Source organism: Ruegeria sp. BJ5, assembly GCF_056537865.1.
Genome location: NZ_JBQFSH010000001.1, coordinates 1297853 through 1311611 on the forward strand (window position 1 = coordinate 1297853; position 13759 = coordinate 1311611).

Genomic DNA, 13759 nt, shown 5'->3' on the forward strand with positions numbered 1-13759 from the left:
TGACTTCCCAATGACGTGGCGGCACAACCTGCCCATCACCATGTCATTGGGGGAGTTTTCCATGAAGAAAGTCTATGCCAATGCCACCGAGGCCCTCGATGGGATACTTCGGGATGGCATGCTGATCGCGGCCGGCGGGTTCGGCCTGTGCGGCATTCCCGAATTGCTGCTGCGGGCGATCAAGGAATCTGGCGTGAAGGATCTGACCTTTGCCTCGAACAACGCAGGCGTCGACGACTTCGGCATCGGCATCCTGCTGCAGACGCGGCAGGTCAAGAAGATGATCAGCTCGTATGTCGGCGAGAACGCCGAGTTCATGCGTCAGTACCTGTCGGGCGAGCTTGAGCTGGAATTCACCCCGCAAGGCACCCTGGCCGAGCGCATGCGCGCCGGCGGCGCGGGCATCCCGGGCTTCTACACCAAGACCGGCGTCGGCACCGTGATCGCCGAGGGCAAGGAGCACAAGGAGTTCAACGGCGAGACCTACATCCTCGAGGAAGGGATCTTTGCCGATCTGGCCATCGTCAAGGCATGGAAGGCCGACGACACCGGCAACCTGGTGTTCCGCAAGACCGCCCGCAACTTCAACGTGCCGGCGGCGACCTGCGGCAAGATCTGCGTTGCCGAGGTGGAAGAGATCGTGCCGCGCGGTTCGCTGGACCCCGACTGCATCCACCTGCCCGGCATCTACGTGCACCGGGTCATTCAAGGTCAGCACGAGAAGCGCATCGAACAGCGCACCACCCGCAAGAAGGAGGAAGCGTAATGCCCTGGGACCGCAATCAGATGGCCGCGCGTGCGGCCGAGGAACTGGAAGACGGCATGTATGTGAACCTCGGCATCGGGATTCCGACGCTGGTGGCGAACTATGTGGGCGACAAGGATATCACCCTGCAATCGGAAAACGGCATGCTGGGCATGGGCCCCTTCCCCTATGAGGGCGAAGAGGACCCGGACCTGATCAACGCCGGCAAGCAGACCATCACCGAACTGCCCCGCACCGCCTATTTCGACAGCGCCACGTCTTTTGCCATGATCCGCGGCGGCAAGATCGCGGCGGCAATCCTGGGCGCGATGGAGGTCGACGAGAAAGGCGATCTGGCCAACTGGATGATTCCGGGCAAGCTGGTCAAGGGCATGGGCGGCGCGATGGACCTAGTGGCCGGCGTCGGACGGGTCATCGTGGTGATGGACCACACCAACAAGCACGGCGACAGCAAAGTGCTGAAGGAATGCACCCTGCCGCTGACCGGCAAGGGCGTGGTTGACCGCATCATCACCAACCTGGGCGTGCTGGACGTGGTCGAAGGCGGCCTGAAAATCGTCGAACTGGCCGATGGCGTCAGCGAAGAAGAGATGCGCGCGGCGACCGAGGCGACCATCGTCAGCTGACTGCTGAGCAAACGGAGAAACCGCAAGGCCCGCCATTCGGCGGGCCTTTTTCAATTCATTGACTGAAAGACGCACCCGTCGGAAATCAGCATCGGCGGAGTGGCGCACAACGCTCGGGCCACCTGGAAGGCGGCAAGAACCTTGGGGACATAGTCCCGCGTTTCAGCATAAGGCGGAACACCATTGTGCTTTCGCACCGCGCCTTCACCGGCGTTGTATCCCGCCAGGACGAGAATCGGGTCGTCGTTGAATTCACCCATCAGCCAATCCAGGTATTTCACGCCGCCGGCGATATTCTGTTCCGGCAACATGCTGTCGGTCACGCCGAACCGCTTGGCCGTGGCAGGCATCAGTTGCATCAAACCCTGTGCTCCGGCCGAGCTGACGGCAGTGGGGCGACCGCCTGATTCCACGGACATGACCGCAAGGACCAGCGCTGGCGACACTTTTGTTCCTACAGTCGTACGGAGAATATCGACCCCGCGCTGCTCGACGATCTTTTGGAGGTTCTGCAGCCGCGGAGATGAAATCTGGGTCGCCGCCAGAGCCTGCAGGGCTTCGTCAAGGCGGCCAGGGCCGGCTCGAGTCATATCCGGCGATACCTTGTCCCAGAACGCCTTGTACGCGCCCTCGGGGGTCTTTTTGTTCATTATGTCCGGAAAGGCCGCCGGAGGGACTTTGGTCCGGGCTATGATATCGGGCACGACCAAATCGGGGCCCGTGCTGGGCGCTGAAGGTGCTGATGCGTGTTCTTGCGGACTGATCTGAACCGTCACTCGCGGGCGTTCCCCCGCCTTGGGAGCCTTGATCCGTTTGTATACGCCGCGTGGCTCGATATCCGCGGCAGGTGCCGGAGCCGCCACGGCAACCAGCAACGCCAAAACGCCGGCGCATGTCAGTGCGTCCCGGAAAACCATTTCTGCCTGCCTCATCTGTTCTTTTGAGTTGATTTGATACGCGAATCTTCCCGCAAGGCCAGAAAAACAAAGCGAATTGGGGCGGTTTTGCCTCATTTGGCGCAATTTTGCACCGCCGAAACAGCGCGACGGGTTGGCGTCGAAAATTTTTTATTCTTTCTTTCAATGAGTTACCAGATTAATGACCAAAAAGTTAAGCCTGAGGCAAAAAATTCGTTGTTTGGCCCAATTCCTGCCACGCACGAGGGGCAAACATAGTGCCATACCGAGACGGTCATGAGCCGACTGAGAGATGAAGCTCTGAAAGACCCCGAGGTTTTATTGACTTTTTGATCCTTTAGGAGGGACGTAACATGATCAAGTTCATCAAGAACTTCCGCAAAGACGAAGACGGCGCCGTAACTGTTGACTGGGTCGTTCTGACCGCAGCCGTTGTTGGCCTGGCAGCCGTTGCTTACCAGCAGATCGAAGGCGGCGCGACCGGCCTGGCAACCGACGTTTCAAGCGCCCTGACCAGCGCAACGATCAGCACCGGTTCGAACTCGGCAGCTGGTGGTATCACCACCGCTGGCAGCAACTAAGCTGACTTCATCCCAATCGGGATACAAGGCCGCGCCCAAGGGCGCGGCCTTTTCCTTTGAAGCAAGACACACGCTGCGCATCGAATTTCGGGCGCTAGGCCAAGCATGGCCCACGTTTGGCCCAAATTCCGCCACGGAGACCGCGTTTAAGTCTTTGATAATTAGTTTTTAGGTGCCCGCGAGAATTCTGGTCGCCATCAGAAACCGGAACTGGGCGGAATCACTCTGTCAGGAGGGACGCGAAATGATCAAGTTCATCAGGAACTTCAAAAAAGATGATAGCGGTGCGATCACCGTCGACTGGGTGGTCCTGACCGCAGCCGTCACCGGCCTGGCAGCGATTGCCTACGCTTTGATCCAAGGCGGGACCGAGGGCTTGGCTGACGATGTCGAGGCGACCCTATCCGACTCGGCGATCAGCATCAGCACCGGCGACAGCAACACGACCGTTGGCGGGATCATCACCGGTGGATCGAACGGATCCGGCGGCAACTGATTTTCGGAAACTTGGCCGACCGGCCACATGACAACCGCGCCAGCCGGGCGCGGTTGTTCGCGTTTGTCCCCTGCCTTCTCCGCACCGCACAACCCATGTTGGGATACAGCAGACGCGACGTCACGAGATGCTCGTTCGCAACGTTCTGTGCCAATAAAACAACGAAAAATATCCATTTGTCCCACATTTCGACACAATTCCGATTTAGGAAATATGCTGTTTCAATGTCCTGCCCGGACCGATACAGGTCCGGCCAGAGCAATAAAGAGGTATACGCATGCGAGCTGTATTTGGTCTTGTCCTGATCGTCGGGGTCGCTTTGGCTGGCGGTGCGGTCTATATGGCCCGCAACTATATTGCCGAGTATCAGAACGCCCTGGCGCGTGAACGGCAGATGGCCGAAGAGGCCCTTGCCAACGCCAAGGTCGACGTCGTTCCGACCGTCGGCGTGATCGTCTCTGAGCGTCCTCTGAAATACGGTGAGCGTTTGACCCAGGAAGATGTGCGCGTCGTGGAATGGCCTGAGAATGCTGTTCCGGAAGGGTCGTTCACCGATATGACGGCCCTGTTCCCGGAAACCGGCAACAATGAACGCTTTGTTCTGCGCACCATGGAAAAGGACGAGGCCATCATGGAGGTCAAGATCACCCGTCCGGGTGAGCTGGCCGGCCTGACCTCGCGCCTCGAAAAAGGTATGCGCGCGTTCGCCATCAGTGTTGATGTTGCCTCGGGCGTTTCGGGCTTTCTTCGCCCCGGCGACGTTGTTGACGTGTACTGGACCGGATCGCTGCGCAGCGCGGTCGAAGGGGCAAACGGGGAAATCACCCGCTTGATCCAGACCAATATCGAGTTGATCGCCGTCGATCAGACGGCGGGATCGGATGTCACCGGCACAACCATTGCCCGGACCGTCACCGTCGCCGCCACCCCGGAACAGATCGCGGCCCTGGCGCAGGCGCAAAACACCGGACGCCTGTCTCTGGCGTTGGTCGGGGTTCAGGATGAAACCGTCGCAAGTGCGATCGAGGTTGACCAACGCAAACTGTTGGGAATCGAAGAAGCAGCCCCCGCGCCGAAGAAAGAGGCCGAGAAGGTCTGCACCATCCGGACTCGCCGCGGCGACCAGATCGTCGAGACCCCGATCCCCTGCACAAACTGACGTCCATTCAGAGCGTTACCATGCCCGAGCCGCGCATAATGCGCGGCTCGTTTCGTTTGGGTTGTTGCGCATTGTCCACATAAGGAAAATTCCAGAAACCCTTGATTATTGCAATAAATCCGGAATTCGCGCAGAGTTCGTCACCATAGGGCATAAGACCCAAAAAAATAGAGTGGTGATCGGAGAGGCAGGTCACATGACAATACGTTCCTTGATTGGTTCGACCCTTTTGGGGTTGGCCCTAGTTCTGAGCCCGGTCGGCGATTCCGCCTGGGCCCAAAATCTTCGCGTGGTCAAAAAGGGTACGGCGGAAACGCTGGATGTGCCCATGAACCGCGCCATCGTGGTTGAAAGCGAACAGCCGTTTGCAGAGCTCAGCATCGCGAATGCAGGGATTGCGGACATCTCGTCGCTTTCGGACCGCACAATTTACGTCTTGGGCAAAGCGCCAGGCATGACGACGCTGACACTGTTTGACGGCGCCGGAAACCTGATCACGAACGTCCGCGTTCGCGTTGCGCCCGATGTGACCGAATTCAAAGAGCGCCTGCGCCAGATTCTGCCAAATGAGCGAATCGAAGTGCGTACCGCCAATGACGGCATCGTTCTCTCGGGCACGGTCTCCAGCGCAGCCAAATTGGCACGTGCTCTGGAACTGGCCGAGCGCTATGCGCCCGAGCGTGTGTCGAACCTGATGAATGTCGGCGGCGTACAGCAGGTCATGCTGAAGGTCCGCTTTGCCGAGATGAACCGGTCGGTCGCCAAGAACCTGTCCGCCTCGCTTGGTTTTTCCGGCGGTGACGCGACCGGTGGTATCAACACGCTGAACAACCAGTTGTCCCTGAGCAACGCGTTGGCCAACAACATCCCGGCGGTTCAGTCGAATACCGGCGCAATTCTGTTTGGCTTTGGCGCAGGTTCCACGCAAGTCCGGCTGCTGCTGGAAGCGCTGGAAGCCAAAGGCTTGGCACGGAGCCTGGCCGAGCCGAACCTGTCGGCGCTGTCCGGGCAGGAAGCAACCTTCCTCGCCGGTGGTGAAGTGCCGATTCCGGTTCCTCAGGATGACGGCGTGGTTGCCATTGAATACAAGGCTTTCGGTGTCGAGATCGACTTCGTTCCGCGCGTCGTCGACGGTGACCTGATCAACCTTGAGATGGCGGCAGCGGTGTCCAGCATCGACACCAGCTCGAACTTCACCATCAACGGTGACACAGTCCCCAGCTTCATCACGCGCCAGACCAGCACAACGGTCGAACTGCGAGATGGTGAGAGCTTTGCGATCGCCGGCCTGATTCAGGACGACTTCACAGACCTGAGCAACCAAATCCCGTGGTTGGGTGACGTACCTGTTCTGGGCGCATTGTTCCGCAGTGCGGAGTACCAGCGCGAGCAGAGCGAACTGGTGATCATCATCACCGCGCATCTGGTTTCCCCGACCCGTGGCGAAGCCCTGGCGCTGCCGACCGACCGCGTGAAGCCGCCCAGCGAATTCGACCTGTTCATGAACGGCAGAACTGCCCGGACGGAACGGGTTGGTAATGGAGCCGCATCGGAAGTCGCCAAGCAGGACTTTGGCAATTCCTACGGCTACGTCCTGGATTGATAGGGAGGACAGACCAATGCAGAAGTGGATCATCACACTGGGTCTTACAGTCGCTGTCGCCAGCTGTACCCGAGAGGCCGGCTATGAAGTGGACCAGGGCGCGTTCGGCAACGCAACGCTGAACAACATCCAGGTCATGAATGGCGAGTTGACCTATGGCCAGATCCTGGCGCAGCGATTCGCTGCCGAGGTTCCGACCCAGATCAACTTTGCTTTCGACAGTGCGCAGCTGGATTCGGCAGCACGCCAGATTCTGCTGTATCAGGCGAACTGGATCAAACAGTTCCCCGAAGCACGTTTCCGCGTGTACGGCCACACCGACGCCGTCGGATCCCAGTCCTACAACAACAGTCTGGGTCTGCGCCGCGCGCAAGCGGTCGTCAACTTCTTCGCGCAACAGGGTATTTCCCGCTCGCGTCTGGAAGCTGTTGTTTCGTATGGAAAAACGCAGCCACTGGTGGCCACGCCAAATCGGGATCGCCGCAACCGCCGCACCGTTACCGAGGTGTCGGGTCTGGTCGATCGCCATCCCAACATCTTGGACGGCAAGTATGCTGACTTCGTTTATCGCGAGTACATCGAAAGCGCGACATTCAAGAGCCAGCTGCGCCGCGAAACGGCCATCGGCGACACCAGCGAACAATAATCAGAAATTGGGCGGCATCGTCGCCCAATTCCCTACAATTGGTTTTTTTGCGCCCAATTCTTGCCCCACTTCCACGCAACATTGTGAACAATTGGGTGACCTGCGGCCAGAATTGACCGCTTAGGGCGACAGCAAGCTGAAACACGGACTGGTATTGTATCGACGTTTGCTGCGCTCTCACGACGAGGATTGTGTTAATGACGAGCGCAACGCCGCAAAACGACGACACCGGCATTCTGGCCTGTACCATCAGCCGAGATGTCCAGAACTTCGACCTGTTGATCGAGGACATGGAAGCCGCTTTGGGCGAGCGCTGGGGTGACCTTGGCTTTGCCGAGGCCCTTGCCTTTTTCAGCCAGCCCGAAGCCGCGTCTCTTCAATTCGTGGCCTTGGCGATCGACGGTGAGGACGAGGATAATCTGACCTTGATGGGTGAGATCATCACCCAGGCCAAGGAAAAGAAGATCAAAGTTGTCCTGATTGCCGAGGACGTGACCCCCGCCGCTCTTCATCAGTTGCTGCGCAAGGGGGCAGATGAATTCGTCCCCTACCCTCTTCCCGAGAACGAACTGCAGGAAGCGATCGACCGCATGAATGCGCCCGAACCTGTCGTGACTCCGCAACAGGTTTCCGTCCCGCTGGCCTCAGGAGCTTCGAAAGAAGGCGCTTTGTTTGTTGTTCAGGGCTTGGCCGGCGGCGTCGGTGCAACGACTTTGGCCGTGAACCTGGCTTGGGAATTGGCCACCGTATCGCAAAAGGATGCACCCAAGGTCTGCCTGATCGATCTGGATCTGCAATACGGAACCATCTCGACCTATCTGGACCTGCCCCGCCGTGAAACCGTGTTCGAAATGCTGTCGGACACCGTGGCCATGGATGACGAAGTGTTTGGGCAGGCTCTGCAGACATTCGACGAAAAGCTGGATGTTCTGACGGCCCCGACCGACATGGTGCCTCTGGATATTCTCACGCACGAAGACATCCAGCGGGTGATCGACATTGCCCGCAAGCACTACGACTATGTCGTGGTCGACATGCCGAAAACGCTGGTGCACTGGTCCGAGACCGTTTTGCAGGCCGCGCATGTCTATTTTGCTCTGATCGAACTGGATATGCGGTCCGCTCAGAACGCGTTGCGTCTGAAACGCGCCCTTCAGGCCGAGGAATTGCCGTTCAACAAGCTTCGCTTTGCGTTGAACCGCGCACCCAAGTTCACGGACCTGAGCGGCAAAAGCCGCGTCAAGCGCATGGGTGAAAGCCTGGGAATCTCGATCGACCTGCAGCTGCCGGATGGCGGCAAGCCGGTCATGCAAAGCGGCGACCATGGTCTGCCTTTGGCCAGCTCGGCCGGCAAGAACCCTCTTCGCCGCGAAATCGCAAAGCTGGCTCAATCCTTGCACAGCCTCGGCAGCAACAGCGCCGAAGCGGCATAACAAAGGCTATCAGGGGGAGAAACCGCCGTGTTCTCACGTTACAAGAAACCATCAGGTGCGCAGCCGGTTGCGACCCCTTCACAAGCCCCCAAGGCCGCCGAAGCCCCAACTGCTCCGGCAGCGGCACCGTCGCCGTCCACCGCGATTGCCCGCAAACCGGTGGCCAAAACCGCGGCGGAAGCCAAGGGCAACGACCGCGAGCGCAAGCGCAAGGAACGGCTGAGCGAAATCAAGATCGAGCTGCATCGGGAGCTTCTGGAAAACCTGAACTTGGCCGCACTGGAAAATGCAGCCGAAGCCGAATTGCGCACCGAAATCAGCGCGATCGCGAGCGAGGTTCTGGAAGCCAAGAACATCGTTCTCAATCGCGAAGACCGGACCCAGTTGAACAAGGAATTGTACGACGAAGTCACCGGTCTGGGTCCGCTTGAAACACTGCTTCAAGACGACTCGGTCAGCGATATTCTGGTCAACGGTCCGCATCAGATCTTTGTCGAACGCTTCGGCAAGCTCGAACTGAGCGACGTGTCGTTCAAAGACGAAAAGCACCTGATGCGGATCATCGACAAGATCGTGTCCGCCGTTGGTCGCCGGGTCGATGAATCCAACCCCTATGTTGACGCCCGTTTGCGCGACGGGTCTCGTTTCAACGCCATGGTTCCACCGATCGCGGTGGACGGGTCCCTGGTTTCCATCCGGAAATTCAAGAAAGACAAGCTTGGCATCGACGATCTGGTCAATTTCGGCGCGTTTACCGAAGAAATGGCCGCGTATCTTCAGGCCGCCGTCTCCACTCGTCTGAACATCATCGTGTCTGGTGGTACGGGTTCCGGTAAGACGACCACGCTCAACGCGCTGTCCAGCTTCATCGATGACGCAGAACGCATTCTGACCATCGAAGACACGGCGGAACTGCAGCTGCAGCAGACCCATGTGGGCCGGATGGAAAGCCGCCCGCCCAACGTGGAAGGCAAAGGCGAAGTCAGCCCGCGCGACTGTCTGAAAAATGCTCTGCGGATGCGCCCTGACCGCATCATCGTGGGCGAAACGCGCGGCGCCGAGGTGATCGACATGCTGCAGGCCATGAACACTGGCCACGACGGCTCGATGACCACGATCCACGCCAACTCGGCCCGTGACGGTATCTCGCGTCTTGAAAACATGATCGCGATGGCCGGGATCGAAATGCCTATCAAGGCCGTGCGCAGCCAGATTGCAAGCGCTGTGAACCTGATCGTCCAAGCCAGCCGTCTGCAGGATGGTTCGCGCCGCATGACCTCGATCACCGAGATCACCGGGATGGAAGGTGACGTAATCTCGATGCAGGAAATCTTTAAATTCCAACGAGTTGGCCTGACGCCCGACAATAAGATCATTGGTCATTTCACGGCCACCGGCGTTCGCAGCCACTATTCCGAACGGTTCCGTCTGTGGGGGTATGACCTGCCCGCATCGATCTACGAACCGACGACAATGTAGGAGATCAGGGCATGCAACTGCCAACCGAGGCGCTCATCTATGTCGCGATCTTCGTCGGGGTTCTGGCGCTGGTCGAAGGTATCTATCTGGTGGCTTTCGGCAAATCCATCAGCCTGAACAGCCGCGTCAATCGCCGTCTGGACATGATCGACAAAGGCGTCGGGCGCGAACAGGTTCTGGAGCAGCTGCGCAAGGAAATGCAGCAGCACATGAAGTCGCAGAGCATTCCGCTCTACTCGCTGTTGGCCGACAAGGCCCAGAAGGCGGCGATTGCCTTCAGCCCGCGGCAACTGGTCATGATCATGGCACTGGTGTCCGTGGTCGCGTTCATGGGCCTGAGCATCGGCACCAGAACCGACACAATCCTGCGGGCAGCTCTGTCGATCGCAATCGGTATCGGCGCTGTCTATGCCTGGGTCAATCACAAGGCCAAGAAGCGCATGGGCATGCTTGAAGAGCAGTTGCCCGATGCCGTGGAACTGATGGTGCGCTCACTTCGGGTCGGCAACCCGTTCGTTTCGACGATCCAGATCGTCGCGAACGAGGTGCAGGATCCGCTTGCGACCGAATTTGGCGTGATTGCCGACGAATGCGCCTATGGCCGTGACGTGGGCGAGGCGTTGAAGGACATGGCCGAACGTCTGGACATGCAGGATTTGCGCTTTCTCGCGGTCGCCGTTGGCATCCAGCAGCAGTCGGGCGGCAACCTGGCCGAGATCCTTGACGGGCTTGCCAAGGTGATCCGCGCACGGTTCCGTCTGTTCCGCAGGGTCAAGGCGATCACGGCCGAGGCGCAGTGGTCGGGCAAGTTCCTGTCGGGGTTCCCACTGTTTTGCCTGGTTTTCATTCTGGTCAAGGACCCCGGGTATTATGACTCGGTTCTGGACCACAAATGGTTCATTCCCGCCTGTTTTGTCGTGGGGATCATGCTGACGCTGAACCTGATCGTCATGCGCATTCTCACCAACATCAAGGTCTGAGGGCACGACCATGGAATTTCTGACCCAAATCAACGACATGCTGACGGATCAATTGGGCGAGTTCGGCCCGCTGATCGTCGTCGGCGTGCTGGGATTGTTCATGGTCCTGGTGACCATTCCGATCCTTTTGAACCAGCCGGAAGATCCCTTGAAAAAGCTGCAGCGTGCAAACGCTGCACCCAAAAAGGAAAAGCGCGGCAAGAAGGATCAGTTGCGCAACTCGGGCCGGAACGAACAGCTTGAAAAGTTCGCGACCTTCCTTGAGCCGAAAGATGAAGAAGAATACTCGGCCATGGAGCTCAAGCTGCGCCAGGCCGGTTACCGCTCGAAAGATTCCGTTCGGTTCTTCCACTTTGCGCAATTTGCGTTGGGGATCACCGGGATCGTTTTGGGTGTTCTCCTGGTGACCGTGTTTTCAAACGGGCAGGAATTCACCGGTCAGCAAATGATGATCCGCGTTCTGGTGCCGGGTGCCATCGGATACTACATTCCCAAATACTGGATCACGCGCCGGATCGAAGAGCGCAAAGAGAACATTATCGCGGGCTTTCCCGACACGCTTGATCTGATGCTGGTCTGCGTGGAAGCCGGTCAGTCTCTGGACCAGGCGATCGTGCGTGTGGCCGGCGAGATGAAGGCCTCCTACCCCGATATTGCGCAGGAATTCGAGATAGTCGCCTATGAGATGAAGGCCGGCAAAGAGAAAGATCAGGTTCTGCGCGATTTCGGGACGCGTTGCGGTGTCCAGGATGTGAGCTCTTTCGTGACGGTGATGATTCAATCGGCCACATTCGGTACGTCGATTGCCGACGCCCTGCGGGTTTATGCCGGCGAGATGCGCGACAAACGCGTCATGCGCGCCGAAGAAGCCGCGAACAAGTTGCCAACGAAAATGACCCTTGCCACAATGATGCTGACGGTGCCGCCGCTGCTGATCATTCTGGTCGGTCCTTCGGCGAAAGGCATCATGGAGTTCGGTAACAGAGGCCAATAAGCCCATGCCCTCACGCAACCGGTGCGCCCGCTTTGGGCTCCACCGCCTAATGATAGCCACCGCGGTTCTTGCCGTGGTGGCTTCGTGTACGGACCCAAGTCTTTCGAACGGGCCTTTTGCCCCCGGCGTCGACCCCAAAGGTGGACCGATTGACGAAATTGCTGTCGGGAACCGATTGATGGCAGCCGGAGAATACGAACTGGCCATGGAATCGTTCACCCGCGCGGCCCTGACGGAAGGGATGACCCCGGAAATCCTGACCTCGATCGGAACCGCCAATCTCGGCCTCAGGCGGCTGGGACAAGCCGAGCCCTTGTTGCGACAAGCGGTCGAGGAAGACCCGGATTGGTCGGTTGCGTGGAACAATCTCGGCGTTCTGCTGATGGAAAAAGGTGAGTATGCCGAGGCCGCGCAGGTCTTCCAAAGGGCCTATGCGCTGGACAATGGCGAAAGTGACGCAATCCGTGACAATCTTCGCTTAGCGCTCGCAAAAATGGAAAATCCTGTTAATAATACACCACAAGAACAAGAATATACGCTGGAGCAGCAAGGGAACGGAGCTTTCCTGCTGCGGAAGAACCAGTAACAGAGGCAAGAGCAGTAAGGGACGCAAAAATGCGCCAAAAATTCCTGATTCCGACAGTCGTCGTGTGCGGGCTGATCCTGTCTGCATGCGCAAAAGAAACCGAAGAGGAAAAGGTCGAACGCACGTTCCAGGAAGTGAACGTCATCGACGAGACGAACCTCAACGACGTGATGCTCAATGCGGCTGACCCGAACGAGGCAGTGACCTATTTCCGTGGAGCAGCCGGCAAGAATCCAGATCGGATCGATTTGCAGCGCGGCCTTGCCATTTCGCTGACTCGCGCCAAGCGCAGCACCGAAGCATCGGCCGCCTGGAAGCGCGTGACCGCGATGTCCGGTGCAACGAACGCGGATCGCGTCGATTATGCGGACTCGTTGGTCCGCAGTGGTGACTGGAAGGCGGCAAAGGCAGCGCTGGACCAGATCCCCCCGACCTACGAGACGTTCAAACGCTATCGGCTTGAAGCCTTGGTGGCAGACGCCAGCAAGGATTGGAAGCGTGCGGACCAGTTCTATGAAACCGCAATCGGGCTGACCACACGGCCGGCCGGCGTGATGAACAACTGGGGGTATTCCAAGTTGACCCGTGGCCAATACTCTGAGGCCGAACGCCTGTTCACCGAAGCCATCCGACAGGACAGTTCACTGTTCACGGCAAAGAACAATCTGGTTCTTGCCCGCTCGGCCCAGGGGAATTATTCCATGCCGGTGATCCCGATGTCCCAGACCGAACGTGCGGAACTCTTGAACACGATGGGCATCTCGGCCGTGAAGCGCGGTGACATCAACACTGCCAAGAACCTGTTCCGAGAAGCCATCGCCACCCATCCGCAGCATTTCGACGAAGCGGTCCGGTCGCTCCGCGCGCTCGAGGAAGCATAAGGCATGGCAATTCCTGCAGTGGCAGCCCTGTGGTTTCTACCATTTGTGCTGCCCATCTGTTTCTATGTCGCGTTCACCGACATGCGGGAAATGAAGATCAAGAACCATGCGGTCACAGCTCTGGCGCTGGTTTTTGTGGTGGTCGGGCTGATTGTTCTGCCACCTTGGTCGGGCGAATGGGTTGGGGCCAGCATCGGGCCCTTGCAGTTTTCTCTGCCGGTCTATGCCTGGCAGCTGTTCCATCTGGTGGTCGTGCTGTTTTTTGGCATTCTTCTCAATGCCGCAGGCGCCATGGGTGCGGGCGACGCCAAGTTCTGCGCGGCTGCGGCTCCGTTCGTATGGGTTGGTGATTTCTTGCTGGTGATGGTGATTCTGATGGTCACGACGCTGGCCGCGTTTGCCACCCATCGGCTGGCCAAATACTCTCGCCTGCGCCAGATCGCTCCGAACTGGGAAAGCTGGGATCAGGGCAAGAAATTCCCCATGGGGCTGGCCTTGGGTGCGAGTCTTGGCATCTATTTGATTTTGGGCGCAATTAACGGCTCGTAAACCATCATGTCTGCGCCTTGCCCGCGCCTTGGTCCTGCCACAAAGCTGCGCCAGATTTTCCGC

At 58.5% G+C, this 13759-nt stretch carries 15 protein-coding genes; 14 read left to right on the plus strand and 1 reads right to left on the minus strand.

Annotation, left to right across the window (positions count from 1 at the left end; all coding sequences use genetic code 11):
- Positions 1–61: 61 nt before the first annotated feature.
- Together ACR0NY_RS06520 and ACR0NY_RS06525 are read left to right on the plus strand one after the other, a co-directional pair.
- Positions 62–766, plus strand: a complete 705-nt coding sequence (locus tag ACR0NY_RS06520; protein ID WP_170368825.1) for a CoA transferase subunit A — start codon at positions 62–64, stop codon at positions 764–766.
- On the plus strand, positions 766–1392 hold the full coding sequence (locus ACR0NY_RS06525) for a CoA transferase subunit B (RefSeq protein WP_170337532.1): 627 nt from the start codon (positions 766–768) through the stop codon (positions 1390–1392). The genes ACR0NY_RS06520 and ACR0NY_RS06525 overlap by 1 nt, the downstream gene beginning before the upstream one ends.
- Before the next feature lie 50 nt (positions 1393–1442).
- On the opposite strand, the gene ACR0NY_RS06530 is transcribed toward ACR0NY_RS06525, so the two are convergent.
- Positions 1443–2309: a lytic transglycosylase domain-containing protein gene (locus ACR0NY_RS06530; RefSeq protein WP_170339382.1), complete on the minus strand. Its 867-nt coding sequence runs from the start codon at positions 2307–2309 to the stop codon at positions 1443–1445.
- A gap of 353 nt (positions 2310–2662) precedes the next feature.
- Here ACR0NY_RS06530 and ACR0NY_RS06535 point away from each other — a divergent pair, with 353 nt between their 5' ends.
- From ACR0NY_RS06535 to ACR0NY_RS06590, 12 genes are all read left to right on the plus strand, one after another.
- The gene (locus ACR0NY_RS06535) at positions 2663–2890 is read left to right on the plus strand and encodes a Flp family type IVb pilin (RefSeq protein WP_093962753.1); all 228 of its coding nucleotides are present in this window, start codon (positions 2663–2665) and stop codon (positions 2888–2890) included.
- 244 nt (positions 2891–3134) lie between these two features.
- Entirely contained in the window at positions 3135–3386 is a 252-nt protein-coding gene (locus tag ACR0NY_RS06540) for a hypothetical protein (RefSeq protein WP_170368826.1), read from the plus strand.
- Between the two features lie 277 nt (positions 3387–3663).
- The gene (gene cpaB, locus ACR0NY_RS06545) at positions 3664–4545 is read left to right on the plus strand and encodes a Flp pilus assembly protein CpaB (RefSeq protein ID WP_093962755.1); all 882 of its coding nucleotides are present in this window, start codon (positions 3664–3666) and stop codon (positions 4543–4545) included.
- Between the two features lie 196 nt (positions 4546–4741).
- Positions 4742–6148, plus strand: coding sequence for a type II and III secretion system protein family protein (locus ACR0NY_RS06550; protein ID WP_093963039.1), 1407 nt, complete (start codon positions 4742–4744; stop codon positions 6146–6148).
- Positions 6149–6164: 16 nt separating this feature from the next.
- Positions 6165–6794 carry an OmpA family protein gene (locus tag ACR0NY_RS06555; RefSeq protein ID WP_093962756.1) on the plus strand — a complete coding sequence of 210 codons (630 nt, stop codon included), beginning with the start codon at positions 6165–6167 and terminating at the stop codon, positions 6792–6794.
- Between the two features lie 197 nt (positions 6795–6991).
- Positions 6992–8227 carry a CpaE/TadZ family protein gene (locus ACR0NY_RS06560; RefSeq protein WP_170368827.1) on the plus strand — a complete coding sequence of 412 codons (1236 nt, stop codon included), beginning with the start codon at positions 6992–6994 and terminating at the stop codon, positions 8225–8227.
- A 27-nt stretch (positions 8228–8254) separates the two neighbouring features.
- Positions 8255–9706, plus strand: a complete 1452-nt coding sequence (locus ACR0NY_RS06565) for a TadA family conjugal transfer-associated ATPase (protein WP_170358181.1) — start codon at positions 8255–8257, stop codon at positions 9704–9706.
- An 11-nt stretch (positions 9707–9717) separates the two neighbouring features.
- Positions 9718–10686, plus strand: a complete 969-nt coding sequence (locus ACR0NY_RS06570) for a type II secretion system F family protein (RefSeq protein WP_093962759.1) — start codon at positions 9718–9720, stop codon at positions 10684–10686.
- A 10-nt stretch (positions 10687–10696) separates the two neighbouring features.
- Positions 10697–11680: a type II secretion system F family protein gene (locus tag ACR0NY_RS06575; protein ID WP_093962760.1), complete on the plus strand. Its 984-nt coding sequence runs from the start codon at positions 10697–10699 to the stop codon at positions 11678–11680.
- Between the two features lie 4 nt (positions 11681–11684).
- Positions 11685–12266: a tetratricopeptide repeat protein gene (locus tag ACR0NY_RS06580; RefSeq protein WP_170337528.1), complete on the plus strand. Its 582-nt coding sequence runs from the start codon at positions 11685–11687 to the stop codon at positions 12264–12266.
- Between the two features lie 29 nt (positions 12267–12295).
- Positions 12296–13147 (plus strand): tetratricopeptide repeat protein, encoded by an 852-nt coding sequence (locus ACR0NY_RS06585; protein WP_170368828.1) that lies wholly within the window; start codon positions 12296–12298, stop codon positions 13145–13147.
- A 3-nt stretch (positions 13148–13150) separates the two neighbouring features.
- Entirely contained in the window at positions 13151–13696 is a 546-nt protein-coding gene (locus ACR0NY_RS06590) for a prepilin peptidase (protein WP_170368829.1), read from the plus strand.
- Positions 13697–13759 lie beyond the last annotated feature (63 nt).